Origin of the sequence: Pseudofrankia saprophytica (assembly GCF_000235425.2) — a bacterium.
GTDB classification, from domain to species: Bacteria; Actinomycetota; Actinomycetes; order Frankiales; family Frankiaceae; genus Pseudofrankia; species Pseudofrankia saprophytica.
This window is the reverse complement of sequence record NZ_KI912267.1, coordinates 997,616-1,019,313: the sequence shown is the minus strand read 5'-3', so window position 1 is coordinate 1,019,313 and position 21,698 is coordinate 997,616. Positions and strand designations below refer to the sequence as shown.

The following is a 21,698-nucleotide window of genomic DNA, read 5'->3' as shown; positions in this document are numbered from 1 at the left end:
ATGACTGCATCCACCGGCAACGAGAACATGGCCGAGCCCACCGGTCCCGCCGCCGAGGCGGCCGCGGCGACCGTGTCGACCGGCGTGCCCGAGGCGGCGGAGGTGAGTGACGTGGCCGAGGCGGTTGAGGTGGCGGCGACCGGGGTGGGCGGCGACACGGCCACGGCGTCAGCGCTCGCGGTGACCGAGCCGGACATCGAGGACCTGGACGCCGAGGTGGCCGAAGACCTGGACGCCGGGGACCTGGACGCCGAGGTGACGGATGCCGAGGGGCGCGACGCCGCGGAGCAGGCGGCGGACACGCCCGCGCCGCTCGCGGGGGTGCGCGGCCGGCTGGTCACCAGGACCTCCCGCTCGTCTCGTCGCCCGGCCAGCGCGCGCCGTCGGCGCCGCTCGTCAACGCTCGTCCTCTCGCTCGCCCTCATGGCCACGGGCGTGCTGTGGTCGGTGCTGGCGCCCAGCGGCAGCGCGGCGGACTCGGCCGACAACGCGGCGGTCCGCGAGGGTCGCGCCCTCTACCTGCAGGGCTGCTCGACCTGCCACGGGATCAACGCGGCCGGCACGGTCTCCGGCCCTAGCCTGATCGGCGTCGGCTCCGCTGCGGTCGACTTCCAGGTGTCCACCGGGCGCATGCCGCTCGCGCACCCGGGCGCCCAGGCCGAGCGCAAGGACCCGAGCTACTCGGAGACGCAGATCGACCAGCTCGCGGCCTACATCCAGACGCTCGGCGGCGGCACCACCACGCCGGAGATCAGCAAGGAGGACCTCGCCGACGCGGACCTGACCTACGGCGGCGAGCTCTACCGGGCGAACTGCGCGCAGTGCCACCAGTCCGCGGGCCAGGGCGCTCCGCTGACCTACGGCAAGTACGCCCCGGCGCTGACCGACGCGACGCCGGAGCAGATCGTCGAGGCCATGCGTGTCGGTCCCGAGTCGATGCCGGTGTTCGGCTCCGGCCAGGTCGATGACGAGGGCGCCAAGGCGATCGCGGCCTACATCATCATGAACCGCGACACCCCCAGCCCCGGTGGTCACAAGCTGGGCAGCTACGGCCCCGTCCCGGAGGGCCTGCTCGCCTGGCTGATCGGTATCGGCGGCCTGCTCGGCGTGTGCCTGTGGATCGGAGCGAGGCAGAAAGTATGAGCGAGCAGGACGACACCCCCACCGGGGGTGAGAGCGTCTTCGACCGGGTGAAGCGCCCGGCCGGGGGCGAGCCGGCCGGCGGGAGCGGGCCGGCCAGCGGGAGCGGCGGCTCCGGGATCCCGGAGGGCCCCGAGGTGCTGGGCACCCCGCCGGCTCCGACCGACTCCACGCAGTTGGAGGAGCACACCTCCTGGCGGCACGCGAGCGTCACGCCCCGCCCGCCTCGGGCCGAGGACGTCGACCGGCGTGCCGAGCGGCGCGCGGAGCGGCTGATCGCGCTCTGGTTCACCGTCTCGGTGATCGGAACGCTTGGCTTCATCGTCGCCAACTTCGTGGGCGACAAGCACAAGGCGTACTACACCCCGTGCCTGGGTCTCGGGATCGCGCTCGCGGTCGGCGGCCTCGGCGTCGGGATGATCCTGTGGGCCAAGCGGCTGATGCCGCACGAGCAGGCCGTCCAGGAGCGGCACTCCTTCAAGAGCACCGACGTCGAGACGGCGGTCCTCGAGGAGGAGGTGGCCCTCGGTTTCGACGCCATGGGCTTGGGCCGGTTCAAGCTGGTGCGCCGCAGCCTGCTCGGCGCCGGCGCCGTGCTCGGCGGCCTCGCGGTGGTGCCGCTGCTGAACCTCACGAACGCCAAGCCGGGTAAGAAGCTCGACCACACCCACTGGGTGAAGGGCGCGCGGATGGTCACCGGCGAGGGACGGTTCGTCAAGCTCGGCGACATCTCCATCGGCGGCATCGAGACCGTCTTCCCGGCGGTGCCCATCAAGGACGCGGGCGGCTCCACGAAATTCGAGCCCCAGCTCGACCTGCACGCCAAGGCCGACAGCGCCACGATCCTGGTCCGTCTCGAGCCGGGCATCAACAAGCCTCGGCCCGGTCGGGAGAACTGGGACCTGGCCGGCCTGGTCGCCTACTCGAAGATCTGCTCGCACGCCGGCTGCCCGGTCAGCCTCTACGAGCAGCAGACCCACCACCTGCTCTGCCCGTGCCACCAGTCGGTCTTCGACGTGCCGGACGGTTGCCGCGCCATCTTCGGCCCGGCCAGCCGGTCGCTGCCGCAGCTCGCGCTCGGCGTCGACGGTGAGGGCTACCTCATCGCCAAGAACGGCGACTACACTGAGCCGATCGGGCCCGCGTTCTGGGAGCGCTCATGACGACGACGACCGGGCCTGCCGGCCAGCCCGCGGCCGCCCCGAAGCTCGCGAAGCGGCCGAGCCCGGTCCGCAAGGCCAACCGGGCGGTGGACGAGCGGTTCCACACCCAGCGGGCGCTGCGGGAGAACCTGAACAAGGTCTTCCCCGACCACTGGTCGTTCATGATCGGTGAGATCGCGCTCTACAGCTTCATCATCCTGCTGCTGACCGGGATCTACCTGACGCTGTTCTTCGACCCGAGCAACACCGAGGTCATCTACAACGGCTCGTACGTCCCGCTCAAGGGCGTGGAGATGAGCCGGGCGTACGCGTCGACCTTGGACATCAGCTTCGACACCCGGGCCGGGCTGGTCTTCCGCCAGATCCACCACTGGGCGGCGCTGCTGTTCGTCGCGGCGATGATGGTCCACCTGTTCCGGGTGTTCTTCACCGGTGCGTACCGCAAGCCGCGTGAGGTCAACTGGCTGATCGGCGTCGGCCTGCTGGTCATGGGCATCTTCGAGGGCTTCGCCGGCTACTCGCTGCCGGACGACCTGCTCTCCGGCACCGGCCTGCGGATCGCCTCGTCGATCGCCCAGTCGATCCCGATCATCGGCACCTGGGCGTCGTTCCTGGTGTTCAACGGCGAATGGCCCGGTACGGACTTCCTGCCCCGGCTCTACGTCGCGCACATCCTGCTGATACCGGGCCTCCTGTTGGCGCTCGTCGGCGCGCACCTGGGCATCCTCTGGTACCAGAAACACACCGACTTCCCCGGCCCGGGCAAGACCGAGGACAACGTCATCGGCCACCGGGTGTTCCCGGTGTTCGCGGTGAAGTCCGGCGGGTTCTTCATGATGGTCTTCGCGATGCTGGCGCTGCTGGGCGGCCTCGCGCAGATCAACCCGATCTGGGTGTTCGGCCCGTACGACCCGTCGAAGGTCAGCTCGGCGTCCCAGCCGGACTTCTACATCGGCTTCCTGGACGGCTCGACGCGTCTCATGCCGCCCTGGGAGTTCCGCGGGTTCGGGCACACGGTCGCCGCCGTGTTCTGGCCGACGGTGATCCTGCCCGGCATCCTGTTCACGCTGCTGGCGTTGTGGCCGTGGCTCGAGTCGAAGTTCACCGGGGACCGCGAGTCGCACAACCTGCTGCAGCGGCCGCGGGAGGCGCCGACCCGCACCGCGATCGGCGCCATGTCGATCAGCTTCTACCTGGTGCTGCTGATCTCGGGTGGCAACGACGTCCTCGCGAAGACGTTCAGCATCTCGCTGAACGCGATGACCTGGGCCGGCCGCGTCGGGATCATCATCGTCCCGCCGATCGCGTACAAGGTCACCAAGATGATCTGCATCTCGCTCAACAAGCGGGATCACGACATCGCCCACCACGGCATCGAGACCGGGATCATCCGGCAGCTGCCGACCGGCGAGTTCGTCGAGGACCACCGGCCCAAGCCGGACCCGGTGCCCGACTACCCGATCGTGCCGACGCATCGCTTCGAGCTGCCGGCCGCGGGTCACGCCAACGGCAACGGGCATGCCAAGGGCGGCATCGGCACCCGGGCCCGCAAGGCCGTCACCGGCTTCTTCACCGAGGAGAAGGCCGAAGGCGGCGAGGAACCGGTCGGCGGCGCCCCCCGCCACTGACACCCACCGGTCGCCGGACCTGACCCACCCGAAAGGGGCGCGCTCGCCTGAGCGCGCCCCTTTCGGCTTCCCGGAACCTCGGGCTTTCCCCGAACCTCTGGCTTCCCCGGAACTCCGGTTTCTCGGGGCTCCTGGCTTTCCTCGGGAGCTCTGGCCTCCCAGGACCCGAGGCCCGGCCTCACCCGTCCAGAGCCGCGCCTCCCTCCCGACCCTCTCTCTCCATCTCATGCGTCTCGCGTCCCGCGTCCTGTCAGACATCAGGGGCGCAAGGAGCACCCTTCAGTGCCCCTGGCGTCTGACGGGACGCGCCACGGCGTCGGACACGAGCTAGGAGCGCCGGGTCCGGAGGGTGCCCTGGATGTCGCCGATCACCTGGCGCGGGTGGTTCGTCACGTCGGCCCAGGTGACGCGCACGATCTTCCAGCCGAGCCTCGTGAGCGCGTTCTGCCGGCGGCGGTCGCGGAAGAGAGGCTCCAAGCCGTGGGCGTCGCCGTCTTGAGTTGTTCCAGGGCGGGGCGGACTCGGACTGGATGGACCAACTTTCGCGCCTCCGCCTCCGCCGCTGCCGTGGAATCGGGCTCCATCCGCCTCTACGGCGACCCGGTCGCGCGGGTAGGCAAGGTCCACCCGAGCCACAAACCTGATGCGGTCGTCCCAGACCGGGTACTGCAGCTCTTCGGGCGCGAGGTCATGATCGACCAGAAGGAGGCGGGTGCGTGTCTCCAACACGGACTCCGACCGTCCGTCGGCCAGGGCCCACCAGGGGGCGACACGCCGGCATCCGGGCCGCCCGGCGCTCGCGGCGCGTGCCGGCGTCACGTCGACCAGCGTCCCGGACCGCAGGGCCGCGTCCATGAGGCTCACCGCGTCCTCCCGGGTGTCAGCGATGAGGACGAGATCCGCCAGGGTCAGGGCCGGTGAGGTCATCGGTATGCCCGACAGGACGACGACGTCCTCGGGCGGCGGCGCGCCGCGTCGCGGCACGAGGACCACTCCGCGTGCTGAACGCCGGCTCCCGCGGTCGGGGACCAACAGATGCACCGGCTCGTCGTCGGCCGCGTCCACGACCGAGCCGAAACCGAGCATCCGAGCCGCCGTGATGCCGCAGACGACGGCATCCGGATGGGTGGCGAGTGCGGCCAGCACCCGCGGGCGCAGCCGGGCGCACTGGCCGGGATGGCCGGGCGGATCGACTCGGTCGGCGATCGACCTGATGATGTAGGCGCCGCGTACCGGGCGCTCCCACCAGCCCCGGCGAACGAACGTCCGGATCTCCTGTCGGGTCAGCCCGGTCTCCATCGCCTGCGCATAGGTGACCATCCCGCTCTGCCCCTCGGCCACCCGCCCGACGAGCCGCATCGCCGCCGAGTCCGACTGGGCTGATCTTCTGGACACACCCTGAGGGTCGTTCCGTTCGATCTTCTTGTCCATGCAGAGCCGTGGCCCTGTGGACAATCGACGTGTATCCACAGAAGAGCCCAGTTGACCCCCGAGCCGCGATGGGCGGCGAGCTCGGAACCTGATGCCTCCCTCCTCACCCACAGCAACGGCAACGCCACGCCCACGCCAAGGGCGCACAGAGCACCACCCGCACCCGCACCCGCACCCTGTCCTACGTCAGGGGCGCGACGAGCACCCTTCCGTGCCCCTCACGTCTGACAGGACGCGCCGCACCCGGGCTAGGAGGGGCGGCGCGGGTGCCCGGGCTGGTGGGCCATGCGGCGGTCGGTGCGGGGGCCCGACGGGGCAGATGGGGCCGGGGCCCGCTCGGGGAGTTCGGACGCGGCGCGGGCCGCGCCGGCGGCGGGCCAGGCCCAGGTACCCGCGAGCTGCACGAGGCGGGCTCCGGGGGTGGACAACCAGCGCTCGATCCGCTCCATCTCGGCGGCGGACGCGGCCGGGGTGGGCCCGGGGCCAGGTCGCACCGTCTCGGCGGTGGCGACGACGGCGTCCACCCAGGGGCGCGGGTCGACGCCGCGGGCCACGGTCGCCGCGGCGGCGAGCCGGCCATGGCGGACGACGGCGAGGTCCCAGCCGCGGTCGGCGGTGGGGACGGCGCCCACCAGCTCCGGGATCGCGCCCAGAACCGCCAGTCGTTGGTGGCGGGCGGCGGCCCGCACGAACGAAGCCATCCGGTCCCGGACGACCGCGGCCTCCTCGAACCGCTGCTGGGCGGCCAGCCGGCCGATCCGCGCGTGCGCGGCGGCGACGACGACCGCGGGGTCGCCCGCCATCGCCTCCCTGGCCGTGGCCACCACGGCGGCGTACTCCTCCAGGGACTGCCGCCCGTCGCAGGGCGCGCCGCACTTGCCCAGCTCCGCCAGCGCGCAGGCCGGGCTCGTTCGCCGCGGCGAGAGCCGCCCGCCGCAGCGGCGCAGCGCCACCGCCTCCAGCAGCCCGTCGGCGGCGAGCTCCGCGCCGGCCGCGGCGCCGAACGGGCCGAGGTAGGTGCCGCCGTCGTCCCGGACCGCGCGGACCTGGGAGAGGCGGGGGAACGGCTCGTCGGTGAGCCGGAGGAACACCACCCGCTCCGGGAACCGGGACCGGCGGTTGTAGGGCGGCTTGTGCTGGGCGATCAGGCGCAGCTCGCGCACCTCCGCCTCGAGCGCGTGCGCGCACTCGATCGCGTCCACCCGCTCGGCGGCCGCGACCATCTCGGCCATCCGGGTGCGCGTCTCGCTCGCGGTGAAGTAGTTGCGCACGCGGGCCCGCACCGACGCGGACTTGCCGACGTAGAGCACCCGACCGGAGCCGTCGCGGAACAGGTAGACCCCGGGGCCGGTGGGCAGATCGTCGGCGAGGGTGCGCTTGCGCCGCTGTGCGGGGGACACCCGGGCGCTGTACTCGTGGACGTCCTCCAGCGTCGTCACGCCCAGGTTGCCGAGCCGCTCGAACAGGCCATGCAGGACGTCCACGGTGGCGCGGGCGTCTGAGAGCGCGCGGTGGCACGGCTCGGTGCGGGCCCCGAACAGCTGGGCAAGCGACGACAGCTTGTTGTTGGGGCTCTCGTCGCGGGTCACGATCCGCCGGGCCAGCCGGGCGGTGTCCAGGTGCTCCCAGGCGGGGACGGGATAGCCGACGCGTTCGCAGGCCGCCTTGAGGAAGCTCAGGTCGAAGGGCGCGTTGTGCGCGACGAGCACGGCGTCGCGGCTGAACTCCAGGAACGCCGGCAGCACCTCCGCCAGCGCCGGCGCGGTCGCGAGCATCGCGTCGGTGATCCCGGTCAGTACGGTGATCAGCGGCGGCACCCCGTCGGACGTGCGTACCAGGGTGGCGAACTCGGCCACGACCTCGCCGCCGCGGACCTTCACCGCGCCGAACTCGGTGATCTCGGACTCGGCCGGCCCGGTGCCGGTCGTCTCCAGGTCGAACACGACGAACGTGACGTCCCGCAGCGGCCGGCCCAGCTCGTCGAAGCTGCCCTGCCGCCCGCCGGCCGGGGCCGGCGCCGAAGGCTCAGGTGACACACCACGAACCTAGTGACGAGGTCCGACACTCCACGAACCGGTGACCAGGCCCGACACTCCAGGCCGGCACCGGCCGGGTCGCGCGCCGTTGTGATCCCGCGTCGCCCGGCATTTTGTCCGTTGTCCGGGATCGTCAGAGTGACTACCTTGATTCGTGGTGTGCCGGGAAGCCTGGTCGGCGGTCGGATCGCGACGTCCAGCGCCGGGAGGCACGGATGCGAGACACCTTCACGCCCTCCCAGGCCGACCGTGAGCACCCCGAGACGATCGCCGCGCTCGTGGGACTCGCCAGCGCGCTCTACGCCGTCACGATCGTCTTCTGCCTGATGACCTGGTGGTACCACGAGGAGCGGGACCAGCGTGCCCGCGCGGCAACCCTCGCCGAGGGAACCGTCATCAGTGCTCATCATGGCAAGAGCGGGTCGTCCGTCCAGGTCCGCTGGTCCGATGCCGCCGGCGACACGCACGTACAGAACTTCGAGACGCGTGCCGAGCACCGCTCGGGTGACCGCTTCCCTGTCCTGTACGACCCGCGGAGACCGAACACGCGCGCCTATCCCGCGTTACCGGGGGAGATCACCACCGCGAACGGTCATCTCCGGTTCCTTGCTCTCGCTGGCCTGGTTCCGGTTCTCGGATGGTGGGCCGTGATCGGCGCGCAGTTCCGCTTCGTGTCTCGTCAGTCCGCGAGACCCATGACCGCGGCCGCGTACGTAGGGCAGCAGAACCTTGACTGGTCGTCCTTCACTCGCGTCGAGTTCCATCGGTTCTTCATTCCCGCTGGGGCGGAGCTCTGGATCCAGCTGGTCGGGCCGGCCGCCAACCACTACGGAATGACCGAATGGGCGGTCAGCTGGCAGCGGGTGATGTGGCATCCGGCAGCCGCCAGCCTGCCGCCTGGCTCCTCTGTGATCATATTCGGTGACCTGGCGAGGTCTGGCTGGCTGATCGGGCCCGTGGTGGTCCAACTGGCCGACGGCACCCGTCTCGTGCCCATAGGGTCGATACGTTCCCGATTGCCCGAGTCCTTCGTACTTGAGCCGGCGACGGCGCGTACCTGGTCGGCCCGGTGGAATCGACCGGCCTTCTTCGCTTTCGTCGGTGCCGCCGTGTGCGCCACATTCGCAACGATGATTGCCGTCGCGGCTGGCTATTCCATCGGAGCGGTGGCGGCCGGTGCGCTGGCCTTCGGAGTCGCGGGGGCCGCTCTGCCCGTCAACGTCTGGGCCGGTCACGGTGGTGCGCCGCCCTGGCCATAGGACGTCGGCACGCGCCGACCGGCCGGCCGCGGCCGCGGTGCCTACGCGAAGGGGCGGGTGAAGGCGGCGGGGCCGGCGGTGATGACGCGGAACTCGTTGCCCTCGGGGTCGGCCAGGAGGTAGCCGGCCTCGCCGGCGGCCTCCAGGCGGCGGACGCGCCGGGCGCCCAGGGTGGCGAGCCAGCTGGCGACGCGCTCGGCGTCGACGGCATAGAGGTCGAGCTGGAGGCGGTTGCGCGCCGGGCCGAGCTTGCGGACCTGGCGCAGCAGCAGTTTCGGCCCCGCGCTCGCAGGATGGCGCAGCTCCGCGATGTCGCCGCCGCGGAGGGTTACCTCATATCCCAGCGCTCTAGACCAAAAGCGGATCATTCGGTCGACATCCACGCAGTCGACCCCGACCCGCGCTACCCTCAGCCCGTGCGTCTCAAACCCGGCCACTCGCGCATGATGCCGCATTGCGGGTGCCTTGGCTCATCGGTGGTCGGCGTGTTGTGAAACGGTCACTGATCTGAACCGACCGGCGGGCTCCGCGGCGGGCCGCGTCCCGCTAGATCCCCTGGGCCACCTGGGTCGGTAGGGTCCTGGCCATGCCGACAATCTTCACCCGGATCATCAACGGAGAGCTGCCGGGTCGGTTCGTCTACGAGGACGAGCACACGGTCGCGTTCCTGACGATCTCTCCGATCCGGCCGGGCCACACGCTCGTCGTGCCGCGGCTGGAGATCGACCACTGGATCAATCTTCCGGACGAGTCGCAGCGCGAGCTGTGGAGCGCGGCGTCGAAGGTCGGCCGGGCGATCCAGGCCGCGTTCCAGCCGCGCCGGGTCGCGGCGATCATCGCCGGGCTGGAGGTGCCGCACGTGCACGTGCACCTGATCCCGATCGAGAGCGAGAAGCAGCTCGACTTCGGCCTCGCCGACCCGCACCCGGCGCCGGAGCACCTCGACGAGGTCGCCGAGCGCATCAGGGCCGCCGTCGCCTGACCCTGCGGCCCCTGCGGGTCCGTGGGCTTCCGGATGGTGCTGCGGCCCCGGTTCGGCCGGCCCCGCACGGACCGGCCGCGGCCAGGGAGACCCCGTCGGTCGGGCCAGCCGACGGGGCCTACCGGGCTCAGTAGCGGAAGTTCGCCCGGGAGGTGGCGAACAGCGGCTCCCAGTACAGCAGGTGGTCGCCGTCCGGCACGTCGAAGACGATGTTGCCGGTCACCTTCTGGCCGGACGCCAGGTCGTCGGCGTCCAGACGGGCTCCGACCTCGTCGTAGGTCGCGTCGTATCGGGAGCCGTCGGGGGAGACCCCGAAGAAGTGCAGCGGGTACACGTTCACCGTGCCGCTCACCACCTGGACGGTGAAGTTGGCGATGATGAACAGCCCGTTCTCCGGCGGGTCGCCGTAGCTCGTTATCGGCGAAGTGGTGCGGCAGAGGCTGTTCAGCGTGATCCGCGCGGTGTAGGTGGAGACGGAGCTGTCGCCGTCGCCCATCACCGTCACCGTCTGGCCGATGTCGGCGATACCTGCCTCAGGCGCGGTGCCCGGCGCGTTGATCGGCGTGCAGCCGGCCGGTCCGGCGGGGCGTGTCGTCGGCGCGACCGCCGGGGCGCTGCCCGTCGGCGCGGGGCCGGTCCCCAGCGTGGGCACCGACGGCGCGGTGACCGGAGGGGTGTCGTCCTTGTCGCCGCCACTCACCGCGAGCGCGATGACGACACCGAGGACGATCGCCACGACCGCCGCGAGCGCGGAGACGAGGATGACACCGTTGCGCCTGGAGGGCCTGCCTGGCTGACCGGGTTGCCCTGGCTGACCTGGTTGGCCGGACCAACCGGCGGGGGTGCCGGGCGGGGGGTAGCCGCCCTGCTGCTGGTAACCCGTGTCCTGGTAGCCGGGCTGCTGGTAGCCGCCGGGCTGGGCGTAGTCCGGCTGCTGGTAGCCAGGCTGCTGGTACCCAGGCTGCGAGGAAGGGTAGCCACCGGCGGGCGGGTAGGCGTCGCCCTGCGGGTAGGGCGTCGTCTGCGGATAGCCGCCTGGCGCGGGCGTGCCGGGCGGGGCGTACCCGGGCGCCGGGGTGCCCTGCGCGGGGTAGCCACCCGGTGCTGGAGTGCCGGGCTGGGGGTAGCCGCCGGGCGGCGGGGTTCCGGGTGGGGGGTAGCCGCCGGGCGCGGGGGTGCCCTGCGGGTAGCCCGTCTGTGGGTAGTCACCGGGACCTGGCCACTGCCCGCCCGGCGCCGGCGTGCCCGGCCAGCCCTGCCCGCCAGGTGGCGGGGTGCCTGGCGGCGTGGGCTGCGGGGTCTGGCCGGCGGCCGATGACCAGGCCGAGCCGTCCGCCTTGGCGGTCGGGGCCGCATGCCAGTCCGGCGCTGGGGTGTGCGGCGGCCACCCGCCGCCGCCCTGCCCGTGCCCGCCCCCGCCGTCTGGCGGGGTCGGAGGGTTCTGGTCGCTCACAGTGTTCCTCTCGGCGTACACCCCGCTGCCAAAAACGGAGCATGCAGATGGATAGCGCGACATTACAGAAGTCGGTCATACCCAAGAGAAATGCCCTTGTCGAACCTCTTTGTGCTTGTTGAGTCAACCGAATCGGGACATCTGTCGACTGGCGTTGTCGGTCCATCGACGAGATTGCTGTCGCGTTGGCTTTTCGGTGTGGATGTCGGCCGGGTTGGAGCGCTCGCGGGCCAAGAGTCCCCGGTCCCGGCGGAGGCTCGAGCCCGCCTGCGCCCGGGCCGGGGCGCTCCGCGAATCCGTGACAGATGGTGACGGTTCGTGGCGGATGGTGATGGCTATGGCGCGGGACTACGCTGGAGTGCTGCCACTCGTTCCTGCGACAGGGAGTCCGTACCGTGCCCGTCGACCTGCCTCTCCCGGACGCCGGGTGAGCAAGCCGCTGCCGGCGGAGGTACGGACCCAGGTCGTCGCCTTCGCCGCTGACACACTCGCCGGCCTCGAGGATGCCGAGGTGCCGGCAAGCCTGGTCGCCGTGCGCCGGTTCACGCCCGCGCGGCGGACCAAGCAGGGCGCGGTGCCACTCGCGGCGGCGGTCGAGCACGACGCGATCTTCCGGGGCCGGGTGGCGGAATGGGTCCGGCGAACCCATCCGGGCCTCGCCGACGCCGTGACGGCGACCGAGGGCCCACCGGCCGCGGCGCCGCCGGCCGAGGTCGCCGCGGTCGCCTTCGTGCTACGCCCCCCAGGCTGGGAGGACCTGCTCACCGTCGCCGCGACGTCGTCCGTGCAGGCCGCGATGTCGGCGAAGGCCGACGAGGCCGCCCGCGAGGTCGACCGGCTCACCGAGGCGCTCGCCGCGGTCCAGGAGAGCGGCCGCGCCGAGCGGGAGAAGCTGCACGACCAGCTGGCCACCATCCGCCTGGAGGTGGATGACCTGCGCCGGCGGATGCGCGGCTCGGCCGAGCGGGTCCGGCGCGCCGAGCAGGCCGCGCAGGAGGAGGTCGCCGCCGCGGTGGCGGACCGGGACGGGGCCCGCGTCCTGGCTCGGGCCGCGGAGGGCGAGACCCGCCGGCTGCGGGCCAGGGTCGGCGAGCTGGAGGCGGCGCTCGCCGGCGCGCGCCGGGAAGGGCGCGACGCGCGCAGCCTCGACGACGCCCGCCTGCGCGTGCTGCTGGACACGCTGATGGGCGCGGCCAACGGCGTCCGCCGCGAGCTCGGGCTGCCCACCACGGTGGCGCGCCCGGCCGACCTGTGCGCCACCGTGGACGGGCAGGCCCGCGACCCGTTCTCCGCGGTCGGCGCCCGTGGGCGTCCTGAGGACGACCCGACGGCCATCGACGAGGTGCTCACGATCCCGGGCATCCATCTGATCGTCGACGGCTACAACGTCACCAAGCGCGGCTATGGCGCGCTGCCGCTGCAGGCCCAGCGGGTGCGGCTGCTGTCCGGGCTCGGCCCGCTCGCCGGCCGGGCACCGGACGCCGAGGTCACCGTGGTCTTCGACGCCACGGCGGTCGCCAGCCGTCCCGTCGGGGTGACGGTGCCGCGTGGTGTCCGGGTGCTGTTCAGCCGGCAGGGCGAGCTCGCCGACGAGGAGATCGTCCGGCTGGTCCGCGCCGAGCCCCCCGGCCGCCCGGTCGTCGTCGTGACCTCGGACCGCGAGGTCGCCGAGACCTGCGCCGCCGCCGGTGCCCGTTCCGTCCCGTCCGCCGCGCTCCTCGCCCGGCTGGAGCGCTGACCGAACACCCTCGTCACGCCGTCGTCACACCCCGGTCCCGAAAAACTGTCGGACCACGCGTCTACCGTCTCGCGATGACACAGTGTGAACGACAGAGGTGAGCGCGATGCTGATCGACTGTGATTCGTGCGTGGCGCGTGGGAACGCGTGTGGGGACTGTGTGCTGTCGGTGCTCGTGACGCCGCCGCCGGTCGTCGAATGGGACGAGGACGAGCGCCGAGCGCTCGCCCTGCTCGCCGACGCGGGCCTGTTGCCGCGGCTGCGGCTGGTGACGCCGTTGGACGTCGTGCCGGCCGACGGCGCCGCGGCGCCGGAGGAGGTTCCGGCTTCGCCCCCGGGGCAGCAGATGATCCCGTTGGCCGAACCGTTCGCGGTCGGCCCCCGGCAGCGCTCCCGGCCCGCGCGCCGCCCCGACGCCGACGGCCCCGGGCGCCGCTCCCGCCGCGTCGGGTGACCGCCGGCGGGGGGAGGGGCCTGCACTGGGAGAGCCGGTGGGGGACCATGGGCGCATGCGGGTGCTCGTGGTGACCAACGACTTCCCACCGCGTGCCGGCGGCATCCAGGCCTACGTGCACAACTTCGCGAGCAGGCTGCCCGCCGGTGACGTCGTCGTCTACGCGCCCGCGTGGAAGGGCGCGACCGAGTTCGACGCGGCCCAGGACTTCCCCGTCGTGCGGCACCCGACGTCGCTGATGCTGCCGACCCGGTCGGTGCTGCGCCGCGCCCGCGAGATCGCCCGCGCCGAGCGGTGCGACGCGCTCTGGTTCGGCGCGGCGGCGCCGCTCGGGCTGCTCGGCGCCCGGCTGCGCGCGACGGCCGGGATCGAGCGGGTGGTCGCGAGCACCCATGGCCACGAGGTCGGCTGGGCCGCGCTGCCCGGCGCCCGCCAGACGCTGCGCCAGATCGGCGCGGCCACCGACGTCATCACCTACCTCGGCGACTACACCCGGCGCAGGATCGGCCCGGCCTTCGGTCCTCGCCCGCGCCTGGAGCGGCTGCCCAGCGGCGTCGACGCCGAGCTGTTCCGCCCCGGCGCCGGCCGCGACGAGATCCGCGCCCGGCATGGGCTCACCGGCCGGCGGGTGGTCGTCTGCGTGAGCCGCCTCGTCCCGCGCAAGGGGCAGGACATGCTGATCCGCGCCCTGCCGAGCTGGCGGCGCCGTTACCCCGACACCGCCCTGCTGATCGTCGGCGGCGGCCCCTACCGCGCCGACCTTGGCCGGCTCGCCCGGGAGCACGACGTCGAACGCCATGTCGTCTTCACCGGGTCGGTCCCGTGGGAGGAACTGCCCGCGCACTACGCCGCCGGGGACATCTTCGCGATGCCGTGCCGTTCCCGGCTGGGCGGCCTGGAGGTCGAGGGCCTGGGGATCGTCTACCTCGAGGCGTCCGCCGCCGGGCTCCCGGTCGTCGCCGGTGACAGCGGTGGAGCGCCCGACGCCGTACTCGACGGCCGGACCGGTCTCGTGGTCGACGGCCGCAGCCTGACCGACGTCGCCTCGGCCGTCGCGGAGCTCCTGGACGACCCGGACCGGGGCCGATCCATGGGTGCCGCCGGTCGTGCCTGGGTCGAGCTCACCTGGCGCTGGGACCTGCTCACCAAGAATCTCGTCGAGTTCCTGAGCCCCAGCCCCGCCCCCCGCCAGGGGCGGTAGCGGGGCGGGCATCGTTCAGGCGCGGCCGAGCTTGACCGTGCGCGCCAGGTCGGCCGCGCCCACGAAGCCGGCGTCGGGGCCGAGGTGCGCGAGGACGATCTCGGCCTCCGGGCGGTGGCCGCGGCCGGGGAGGGCGGCGCGGAACTGAGCCCTGGCCGGGCCGAGCAGGAGCTCACCGGCGTCGGAGACGCCGCCGCCGATGACGAACCGCGCCGGGTCGAGCACGGCGGTGAGGCTGGCCATTCCCTGGCCGAGCCAGTACCCGACCTCCTCGAAGCACTTGACGGCCGCCGGGTCGCCCTCGCGGGCCGCGGTCGTGACGTCCGGGCCGGTCAGCCGGTCCAGGTCGCCCCCGGCCAGCTCGAGCAGCCGGCGGCCGGCCTCCGGCGAGCCGCCGATGATCTCCCGCGCGTTGCGGACCAGTGCCCGACCGCTCGCGTACTGCTCCCAGCACCCCTGGCTGCCACAGCCGCACGGCAGCCCGGCCGGCACCACCTGCATGTGGCCGTACTCCGCGCCGACGCCGAACGCGCCGTGACGCACCTTGCCGTCCAGCACCAGCCCGCTGCCGATCCCGGTACCCACCGTGACGCAGACCAGCTCGGCGCAGCCGCGCCCGGCGCCGAAGCGGTACTCGGCCCACGCCATCGTGTTCGCGTCGTTGTCGACGATGACCGGGCGGCCGAGCCGGTCGGAGATGATGTCCCGCAGCGGCTCGTCGCGCCAGGCGAGGTTCGGCGCGAACATCACCCGCGCGCCGTCACGGTCGAGCCAGCCGGCGGCGCCGATGCCGATCGGCGCCTCCAGGCCGACGGCGTGGCGGGCGCGCAGCTCGCCGACGACCTCGGCGATCGTGTCCGCGACCAGCGCCGGCTCGTGTCCCGGCGTCGGGCGGCGCACCGAGCCGACGATCCGCCCGCGGCCGTCGACGACGCCCGCGGCCACCTTCGTCCCGCCGACGTCGACGCCGATCGCCAGGCCTGACACGGGGCCGGCCGGCGCGGGCAGCGTGGGCGGTCCGCCCGGCTCGGCTTCGGGCAGGCCGGACCTACCCGGGCCCGATGGCGCATAGGGCCCGTTGGACGAGATGGACGTCCCGGCGGTGCCGGGCGCGGGCGTGCTACTCACCGATGTCGATCCTCTGCACCCGGTCGCGGGCCGACCGGGTCTGCTGCGTCGCGGTCTGTCGTGGGAAAGCCTGCCAGGCCGCCGGGCCACCGCGCTCGTCGCGCTGGTCACCCGTGCCCTGGCCGGGGGCGCCGGCGGGTGGCCACGCGGCGCGGGCCGCGGCGGTGAGCGAGCTCGCCGCCGCCAGCAGGTGCCCGAGAACCTCGGCGTGGCTGCCGGCGACGCTGGAGAGCAGCCTGCACAACGGGCAGCCGGTGCACAGGGTCTCGCCGGGTCCCACCGTCCAGGGCGGGCCGGCGTGCGCCCCCCGACCCGGGCCCGGGTCGGGGTCGGGGTCGGGTCCGGGGGCGTCCTTCGGGGCGAACGGGTCCCGGACGTCCGCCGGCGGGTACGCGTCGCCGCCGTGCGCCGTCAGCCATTCGCGGACCGCGACGGCCAGCAGCGCGGCCTCCTGCGCGAGCGAGCCCGGCTCCGGCGGAACCTGTGAGGAGCCGTGCGCTCTGTCGCGAGTTCCCTCCGTCGCCGCACTCCCTCCGCGGCCGTCCTCGTCCCTCGGACGACCACTCCGCTCGCCTGCTCCTGCGCTCACGCCCGCACCCACTGGTCCGGGTCCGGCACGAACGAGACGACCAGGCGGTTGTCCCGCAGCCAGGCGGCGCGGACGTCGCAGCGGCGCAGCGCGGCGGGCAGGGCGAGCAGCCGCCGGTGCGGGCCGACCGTCACCACCAGATCGTCGCCGAGCCGCGCCAGGTCCACCTCGCCCCGGTCCGCGAACGGCACGCCGAAAGACAGCGAGTAGCCGTCCTCGGTCCGCTCCACCAGCGGCGCCTCGCTGTCCGCGCCCGCCCGGGCGCCGAGCACGCCCGCCGGGTCGAGCGACCCGTAGGCGGCCGCGCCGAACGCGGCCAGCTCCTCCAGCCCCACCGGCTCGCCGCCCCGGTACGCGGCGCGCAGCACGGGAAGCGGCGCGAACGCGGCCTCGATCTCGCCGAGCTGCTCACGGTGCGCCGCCGCCCAGCCGGCACGCCAGACGTCGCCGCCGGACGGGCCGATCACCCGGTTCGCCACCAGCGCGTCCACCGGCAGGCCATGCAGCGAGAGCGCGGTGAACACCCGCCGGGTGACCGCCACAGAGGCCGTCTCCGGGGTGAGCACGAGCCGCACGCTGGTCCGTGCCGGGTCGGTGAGCACCTCGCGCAGGTCGGCCGCGGTCGCGCGCAGCCGGATCAACACGTCGTAGACCGGCTCGGCCAGGTGGCCCATCCGGGCGGCCAGCCGTGCAGAGCGGGCCAGCGACGGGCGTACCCAGCGGACGAACCGCCCGTCCGGGGGGAGCAGCCGGCGGCAGTACCAGGACAGCGTCTCCGGGAACGACAGCAGCCGCAGCGCGTCGGCCGCCGGGCCCGCGTCGACGACGACCAGGTCGTAGCGGTCGCTGGTGAGCTGGTCGCGCAGCTCGAGCAGGGCCAGCGTCTCGCCGACGCCGGTGAGCCCGGCGAGCTCCTCGGTCTCGACCGGGTCGAGGTCGGCGTGCGTCCACGCGGCGTCCAGCAGCGGCCGGACGGCGTCCAGCCGCCGCCCGAACGAGTCCTGCAGGTCGACCTGCAGCCCGAACAGCCCCGGTTCGAGCTCGACCGGCCCGCCGGACACCGGGTGGTCGAGCGTGGCCCCGAGCCCCCCGACCGGGTTGAACGACACCAGGAGCGTCCGGTGGCCGCGCTGGGCGGCGAGCGTCGCGCTCGCCGCGGCTACCGTCGTGGTCCCGCCGCCGCCCTTACCGGTGAACAGCACACACCGCACACGAGCCTCAGCTCTCGACGTTCTTCTCGAGGTTCGAGAACTTCTCGGGGTAGGCACCGGCGCCGAGGGCGGGCGAGGCCTCGACGTGCCGCTTGAGGTCCTTGAGAGCGGCGTCGACGATGCCGCCCTGGACCTTGCGACGCAGCAGGCCCGGAATCTTGATCTTCAGCTCGACGGTGAGGTCGTAGGTCACTTCGGTCCGGCTCTCGCCGAGGTCGCGCAGCGTGTAGCTGCCGTCCTGGGCGGACATCGCCTGGCCCTCGACGAGCGTCCAGGTGACCTTCTCGTCGCCGAACCAGGAGTAGTCGGTGACGAACTCGTCCTTGGCGATGCCGGCGTTCACCCGGAAGCGGGCCCGGCTCGGCCGGCCCTCCGGGCCGACCTCGAGAACCTCGGTCTGCTCCATCTGACCGACCCACGTGGGGTAGTTCGCGATGTCGGCGATGGTGGCCATCACGGTCGCCGGCTTGGCGTTGATGACGATCGAGGCGCGTGCGTGATCGGCCATCGCTGTCAGTACCTCCAGATCCGCCCGGGGCTGACCCGGCCCCCGGCAACGACGTCCCCAACACATCGGCCAGGGTCACCGTGCCGCGACCGGTTGAATGATTGCATCTATTCCGCGATGTCCCTGGGGAGGTCGCCTAGCATGCGACTAAATACATGATCGCATGCTGGGTAGCCGGGCCCTTGAAGGGCCTGAGGCTACCCGACCGACGCCGGGACCTCACCAGCCGACCCGTCCCTCCAGCCGCCGGAGATGCGAGAGGTCCATGATCGCACCTCCTTTGGCCTGCCACTACGATCCCGTGGTAGGCCGCCGGAGATGCGAGAAGTGCATGATCGCATCTCCTTTGGCCTACCACTCGAGTACGAAGGGCGTGCCACGGGCGTTGAAATGCCCAACGTTCACGCAGCGCGTCGAGCCAATATACAAAGAGTCGACAAGTGGTTGGTGGACGTGGCCGAACAGCGCGTACTTCGGCTGCGTGGCCTGGATGGCCTCCAACACCGCCTCGCTGCCCCGCTCGAACCGGCCGGCCTCGACGTCGTACACGAGCTCGGGCACGTGCGGTGGGATGTGACAGCACAGCACGTCGACCTCGCCGACCGCCGCCACCTTCGCGGCGAACGTCTCGTCGTCGATCTCGTAGGGCGTGTTCATCGGGGTCCGCAGCCCGCCGCCGATGAAACCGAACCGCAGCCCGCCGATGTCGACGGTCTGGCCGTCGAGCAGGGTGACTCCGTCGCGCAGGTACTCCGGGTAGAGGTGCGGCAGGTCGACGTTGCCGTAGGTGAGGTAGGTGGGCGTCGGGAACGCCGCGAACAGCTGCGCGTACTGACGGCGGATCGCCGCCTCCATGATGGTGGCGCGGTCGCCCTCGAGGCTGGCCCACAGCCCGCGCGACCACTCCCTGGCCTCGTCGAACCGCATCTCGGTGCGCAGCTTGATCATCCGGCCGACGGCCGCGGCGCCGAACAGGTCGCCCATGATCCCGCGGCTGTGGTCGTGGTAGTCGATGAACAGGACCAGGTCGCCAAGGCAGACGAACGCGTCGGCGCCCTCCGCGGCGGCCGGGAGCGCGTCGGCCCGTCCGTGCACGTCGCTCACCACATGGACCCGCATATCCGAAGCTTAGAGCCCCGTCCGCCGCAAACGGATGCCTCGCGGACGAGGTACGCGCCATCCTACTGGGGAGTAACCGAGGTGCCTCCATTCCCGGAACGCCACCGTTTCGAGCCGGTTTCAGACGGCTGAAACAGCCGGCGGCACCCGCCGCGAGGTTCGCCGTCACCCTCACTCGCGGACTAACGTCTGACCTTGACCCGCCCACCAGGACCGCCTGCCCCAGGACCATGCCCTGCCCCGCGATCCCGCCCATCCACGACCCCCACCCGCGCGACCTGTCCCGTGCGCGTGCCGACGTGGCCGAGGCAACCGGCCCCGCGAAACCGAGGAGCCCTTCCGGTGCCCGAGTTCACCTCACCAGCCCTGGTCACCCTGCCCGACGACGCGACCCTCACCGACGGTGTCTTCGAGCTCGCCCGCGACCGCCCCGACCAGGTGGTGATCCGGCACAAGATCGACGGCGAGTTCGTCGACATGACCTACCGGGACTTCTTCGACCGGGTCATGGCGACCGCCGGCGGTCTCGTCGCCCACGGGGTGGGCCCGGGCGACCGGGTCGCGCTGATGAGCCGGACCCGGTACGAGTGGACCGTCCTCGACTACGCGATCTGGATGGCCGGCGCGGTGACGGTACCGGTCTACGAGACCTCCAGCGCGGACCAGATCGAGTGGATCCTCACCGACGCCGAGGTGACGCTCGCGGTCGTCGAGACGCCGCGGCTCGCCGCGCTGGTCGCCGAGGTCCGCGAACGGACGCCCGCGCTGCGCGAGGTCCTCGTCATCGAGGCCGGCGCGCTGGAGACCCTGCGCGCCGACGGCGCGGCGGTGACCTCGCAGGAGCTGGCGGCCGCGCGCGCCGGCGTGCGCGCCGGCAGCGTGGCGACGATCATCTACACGTCGGGCACCACCGGCCGGCCGAAGGGCTGCGAGCTCAGCCACGGAGCGCTGCTGTTCGACGCCAAGGCGGCCGAGGCGCACCTGCCGGAGCTGTTCAACAGGCAGAGCGACCCGTCGACGCTGCTGTTCCTCCCGCTGGCGCACGCCTTCGCCCGGCTGGTCCAGAACGTGGCGGTCCAGGTCGGCTTCCCGCTGGCCTACTCGTCGGATGTCTCCACCTTGGTCGAGGACCTCGCCAAGTGCCGGCCGAGCTACCTGCTCGCCGCCCCGCGGATCTTCGAGAAGGTTCACTCGCGGGCGCGCCAGACCGCGCACAAGAGTGGCCGGGGACCCATCTTCGACGCCGCCGAGAAGGCCGCGATCGCCTACAGCCAGGCGCTCGAGACCCAGGGCGGCCCCGGCCTCGGGCTGCGCCTGCGGCACAGGCTGTTCGATCGGCTCGTCTACACCCGGCTGCGGGCGGTCCTCGGCGGGCGCGTCCGCTACGCCGTCAGCGGCAGCGCGCCGCTGTCCGAACGGCTCGGCCACTTCTTCCGCGGCATCGGCGTGGTCGTCCTGGAGGGCTACGGCCTGACCGAGACGGCGCCGGCGCTGTCCGCCAACCGGCCGGGCCACGTGAAGATGGGCACGGTCGGCCAGCCGTTCGGCGGGGTGACGGTGCGCATCGCCGACGACGGCGAAATCCTCGTCCGCGGCCCGGTGCTGTTCAGCGGCTACCACGCCAACGAGACCGCCACCAAGGAGGCACTGGACGCCGACGGCTTCTTCCACACCGGCGACCTGGGCACCCTGGATGACGAGGGCTTCCTGCGGATCACCGGCCGGAAGAAGGAGATCCTGGTCACCGCCGGCGGCAAGAACGTCGCCCCGGCGCCGCTGGAGCAGCTGATGCAGACGCACCCGCTGATCAGCCAGGCGATGGTGATCGGAGACCGGCGCCCGTTCGTCGCCGCCCTGCTCACCCTCGACGAGGAGGCGCTCGAGCCCTGGCTCACCGCGCACGGCCGCCCGGCGAGCACGCCGCCAGCCGAGCTCGTCCACGACCAGGAGCTGCTCGCCGACCTGCAGGGCGCGGTCGACGCGGCCAACAGGTCCGTTTCGCACGCCGAGGGGATCAAGAAGTTCGTGGTGCTGCCGGCGGACTTCACCGTCGAGAGCGGCGAGCTGACCCCGAGCCTGAAGGTCCGCCGCTCCGCCGTCATGGACAGGTTCGCCGACACGGTCACCGACCTCTACGGCGGCGCGGCCGAGAAGTAGCCCGGGCGCGGCCGGCGGGGCGCTACCGGCGGGTGGCTCGGTGTTTGCCTCCGGCCGCGCCGGGCCGCTTGGACGGCGAGTCATCCGCCGTGCCGTCGGTCTCCAGCCCGGCGCGCGTCGGATCGTCGCCCTGCCCGGCATAAGCGGTGTCGGGGTCGTACGCGGAGCTGGAGTCATGCCCGGAGCCGGAGTCATACCTGGAGCCGGAGTACAGCTGGTCCAGGGCGCCGCCACCCGCCGCGCCCGGGTCGCCAACGTCGGCCAAGCCGTAGCCGTCATCGCCGTGACCGTCGTCGTCCGTGTCGGCGTGGCCGGCCACCGCGCTGGCGCGGGAACCGGCACGCAACCGGCGAAGTTTCAGGAACGGAAGGGCGAGCACCACAGCCATGCCCGCGGCGCCCAGCAGCGGCAGCGCCCACAGCAGCGGGCCGTCGTAGCGCGACGACTTGGCCTCGCCGCCGGCCGTGGGGGCGGTGACCGGCGTCCCCGAGGCGGCGGGCG

18 protein-coding genes and 1 pseudogene are annotated in these 21,698 nt (G+C 72.8%); 9 read left to right on the top strand and 10 right to left on the bottom strand.

Going from position 1 to position 21,698, the window contains the following annotated elements:
• Genes qcrC through qcrB form a run of 3 tightly spaced genes read left to right on the top strand, consistent with a single transcriptional unit; the run spans window position 1 to window position 3,931 of the window.
• Window positions 1–1,143 carry a cytochrome bc1 complex diheme cytochrome c subunit gene (qcrC, locus tag FRCN3DRAFT_RS48420; RefSeq protein WP_335341696.1) on the top strand — a complete coding sequence of 381 codons (1,143 nt, stop codon included), beginning with the start codon at window positions 1–3 and terminating at the stop codon, window positions 1,141–1,143.
• A complete protein-coding gene (qcrA, locus tag FRCN3DRAFT_RS0238785; RefSeq protein WP_007516294.1) occupies window positions 1,140–2,303 on the top strand; it encodes a cytochrome bc1 complex Rieske iron-sulfur subunit in 1,164 nt (387 codons plus the stop codon). Before qcrC ends, qcrA begins: the two co-directional genes overlap by 4 nt.
• Entirely contained in the window at window positions 2,300–3,931 is a 1,632-nt protein-coding gene (qcrB, locus tag FRCN3DRAFT_RS0238780) for a cytochrome bc1 complex cytochrome b subunit (RefSeq protein WP_007516295.1), read from the top strand. Before qcrA ends, qcrB begins: the two co-directional genes overlap by 4 nt.
• A 327-nt stretch (window positions 3,932–4,258) precedes the next feature.
• Here qcrB and FRCN3DRAFT_RS48415 read toward each other — a convergent pair whose 3' ends face one another.
• Both FRCN3DRAFT_RS48415 and FRCN3DRAFT_RS0238770 read right to left on the bottom strand, forming a co-directional pair.
• Window positions 4,259–5,326: a type IV toxin-antitoxin system AbiEi family antitoxin domain-containing protein gene (locus FRCN3DRAFT_RS48415; protein ID WP_157845329.1), complete on the bottom strand. Its 1,068-nt coding sequence runs from the start codon at window positions 5,324–5,326 to the stop codon at window positions 4,259–4,261.
• A 284-nt stretch (window positions 5,327–5,610) separates the two neighbouring features.
• The gene (locus FRCN3DRAFT_RS0238770) at window positions 5,611–7,398 is read right to left on the bottom strand and encodes a DEDD exonuclease domain-containing protein (protein WP_007516297.1); all 1,788 of its coding nucleotides are present in this window, start codon (window positions 7,396–7,398) and stop codon (window positions 5,611–5,613) included.
• A gap of 215 nt (window positions 7,399–7,613) precedes the next feature.
• Between FRCN3DRAFT_RS0238770 and FRCN3DRAFT_RS0238765 the strand changes: the two genes are divergently transcribed.
• Window positions 7,614–8,657 carry a DUF3592 domain-containing protein gene (locus FRCN3DRAFT_RS0238765; RefSeq protein WP_007516298.1) on the top strand — a complete coding sequence of 348 codons (1,044 nt, stop codon included), beginning with the start codon at window positions 7,614–7,616 and terminating at the stop codon, window positions 8,655–8,657.
• A gap of 41 nt (window positions 8,658–8,698) precedes the next feature.
• Here FRCN3DRAFT_RS0238765 and FRCN3DRAFT_RS0238760 read toward each other — a convergent pair whose 3' ends face one another.
• A complete protein-coding gene (locus tag FRCN3DRAFT_RS0238760; RefSeq protein ID WP_007516299.1) occupies window positions 8,699–9,112 on the bottom strand; it encodes a VOC family protein in 414 nt (137 codons plus the stop codon).
• A gap of 131 nt (window positions 9,113–9,243) precedes the next feature.
• On the opposite strand from FRCN3DRAFT_RS0238760, the gene FRCN3DRAFT_RS0238755 reads away from it, so the two are divergent.
• Window positions 9,244–9,639, top strand: a complete 396-nt coding sequence (locus FRCN3DRAFT_RS0238755; RefSeq protein WP_007516301.1) for an HIT family protein — start codon at window positions 9,244–9,246, stop codon at window positions 9,637–9,639.
• Window positions 9,640–9,766: 127 nt separating this feature from the next.
• Here the strand turns inward: FRCN3DRAFT_RS0238755 and FRCN3DRAFT_RS57300 are convergent, their stop codons facing one another.
• Window positions 9,767–11,092: a DUF4352 domain-containing protein gene (locus FRCN3DRAFT_RS57300; protein ID WP_007516302.1), complete on the bottom strand. Its 1,326-nt coding sequence runs from the start codon at window positions 11,090–11,092 to the stop codon at window positions 9,767–9,769.
• A 427-nt stretch (window positions 11,093–11,519) separates the two neighbouring features.
• On the opposite strand from FRCN3DRAFT_RS57300, the gene FRCN3DRAFT_RS0238745 reads away from it, so the two are divergent.
• The 3 genes from FRCN3DRAFT_RS0238745 (at window position 11,520) to FRCN3DRAFT_RS0238735 (ending at window position 14,485) form a co-directional block, all read left to right on the top strand.
• Window positions 11,520–12,830 carry an NYN domain-containing protein gene (locus FRCN3DRAFT_RS0238745; protein ID WP_007516303.1) on the top strand — a complete coding sequence of 437 codons (1,311 nt, stop codon included), beginning with the start codon at window positions 11,520–11,522 and terminating at the stop codon, window positions 12,828–12,830.
• Window positions 12,831–12,960: 130 nt separating this feature from the next.
• On the top strand, window positions 12,961–13,284 hold the full coding sequence (locus FRCN3DRAFT_RS0238740) for a hypothetical protein (protein ID WP_232794391.1): 324 nt from the start codon (window positions 12,961–12,963) through the stop codon (window positions 13,282–13,284).
• A gap of 55 nt (window positions 13,285–13,339) precedes the next feature.
• Window positions 13,340–14,485 (top strand): glycosyltransferase family 4 protein, encoded by a 1,146-nt coding sequence (locus tag FRCN3DRAFT_RS0238735; protein WP_007516305.1) that lies wholly within the window; start codon window positions 13,340–13,342, stop codon window positions 14,483–14,485.
• A 15-nt stretch (window positions 14,486–14,500) separates the two neighbouring features.
• Here FRCN3DRAFT_RS0238735 and FRCN3DRAFT_RS0238730 read toward each other — a convergent pair whose 3' ends face one another.
• The 5 genes from FRCN3DRAFT_RS0238730 to FRCN3DRAFT_RS0238710 all read right to left on the bottom strand — a co-directional run bounded on the left by FRCN3DRAFT_RS0238730 (window position 14,501) and on the right by FRCN3DRAFT_RS0238710 (window position 19,040).
• Window positions 14,501–15,613, bottom strand: coding sequence for an ROK family glucokinase (locus FRCN3DRAFT_RS0238730; protein ID WP_007516306.1), 1,113 nt, complete (start codon window positions 15,611–15,613; stop codon window positions 14,501–14,503).
• On the bottom strand, window positions 15,606–16,202 hold the full coding sequence (locus FRCN3DRAFT_RS48410) for a hypothetical protein (RefSeq protein ID WP_232794390.1): 597 nt from the start codon (window positions 16,200–16,202) through the stop codon (window positions 15,606–15,608). Before FRCN3DRAFT_RS48410 ends, FRCN3DRAFT_RS0238730 begins: the two co-directional genes overlap by 8 nt.
• Complete coding sequence (locus tag FRCN3DRAFT_RS0238720) at window positions 16,199–17,413, bottom strand: ArsA family ATPase (RefSeq protein WP_007516308.1); 1,215 nt, start codon at window positions 17,411–17,413, stop codon at window positions 16,199–16,201. The genes FRCN3DRAFT_RS48410 and FRCN3DRAFT_RS0238720 overlap by 4 nt, the downstream gene beginning before the upstream one ends.
• 7 nt (window positions 17,414–17,420) lie before the next feature.
• A complete protein-coding gene (locus tag FRCN3DRAFT_RS48405) occupies window positions 17,421–17,921 on the bottom strand; it encodes an SRPBCC family protein (protein WP_007516309.1) in 501 nt (166 codons plus the stop codon).
• 351 nt (window positions 17,922–18,272) lie between these two features.
• Entirely contained in the window at window positions 18,273–19,040 is a 768-nt protein-coding gene (locus FRCN3DRAFT_RS0238710) for a metallophosphoesterase family protein (RefSeq protein ID WP_007516310.1), read from the bottom strand.
• Window positions 19,041–19,382: 342 nt separating this feature from the next.
• Between FRCN3DRAFT_RS0238710 and FRCN3DRAFT_RS0238705 the strand changes: the two genes are divergently transcribed.
• A complete protein-coding gene (locus FRCN3DRAFT_RS0238705) occupies window positions 19,383–21,197 on the top strand; it encodes an AMP-dependent synthetase/ligase (RefSeq protein WP_007516311.1) in 1,815 nt (604 codons plus the stop codon).
• 22 nt (window positions 21,198–21,219) lie between these two features.
• On the opposite strand, the pseudogene FRCN3DRAFT_RS55635 reads toward FRCN3DRAFT_RS0238705, so the two are convergent.
• Window positions 21,220–21,698, bottom strand: a pseudogene (locus FRCN3DRAFT_RS55635) (hypothetical protein); the annotation flags it as partial.

Excerpts from the sequence above, each read along its gene's own strand:
- FRCN3DRAFT_RS0238765 (WP_007516298.1), top strand. The coding sequence starts at position 7,614 with ATGCGAGACACCTTCACGCCCTCCCAGGCCGACCGTGAGCACCCCGAG.
- qcrC (WP_335341696.1), top strand. The coding sequence starts at position 1 with ATGACTGCATCCACCGGCAACGAGAACATGGCCGAGCCCACCGGTCCC.
- FRCN3DRAFT_RS0238735 (WP_007516305.1), top strand. The coding sequence starts at position 13,340 with ATGCGGGTGCTCGTGGTGACCAACGACTTCCCACCGCGTGCCGGCGGC.
- FRCN3DRAFT_RS0238710 (WP_007516310.1), bottom strand. The coding sequence starts at position 19,040 with ATGCGGGTCCATGTGGTGAGCGACGTGCACGGACGGGCCGACGCGCTC.
- qcrA (WP_007516294.1), top strand. The coding sequence starts at position 1,140 with ATGAGCGAGCAGGACGACACCCCCACCGGGGGTGAGAGCGTCTTCGAC.
- FRCN3DRAFT_RS0238760 (WP_007516299.1), bottom strand. The coding sequence starts at position 9,112 with ATGCGGCATCATGCGCGAGTGGCCGGGTTTGAGACGCACGGGCTGAGG.
- FRCN3DRAFT_RS0238755 (WP_007516301.1), top strand. The coding sequence starts at position 9,244 with ATGCCGACAATCTTCACCCGGATCATCAACGGAGAGCTGCCGGGTCGG.
- FRCN3DRAFT_RS48405 (WP_007516309.1), bottom strand. The coding sequence starts at position 17,921 with ATGGCCGATCACGCACGCGCCTCGATCGTCATCAACGCCAAGCCGGCG.
- qcrB (WP_007516295.1), top strand. The coding sequence starts at position 2,300 with ATGACGACGACGACCGGGCCTGCCGGCCAGCCCGCGGCCGCCCCGAAG.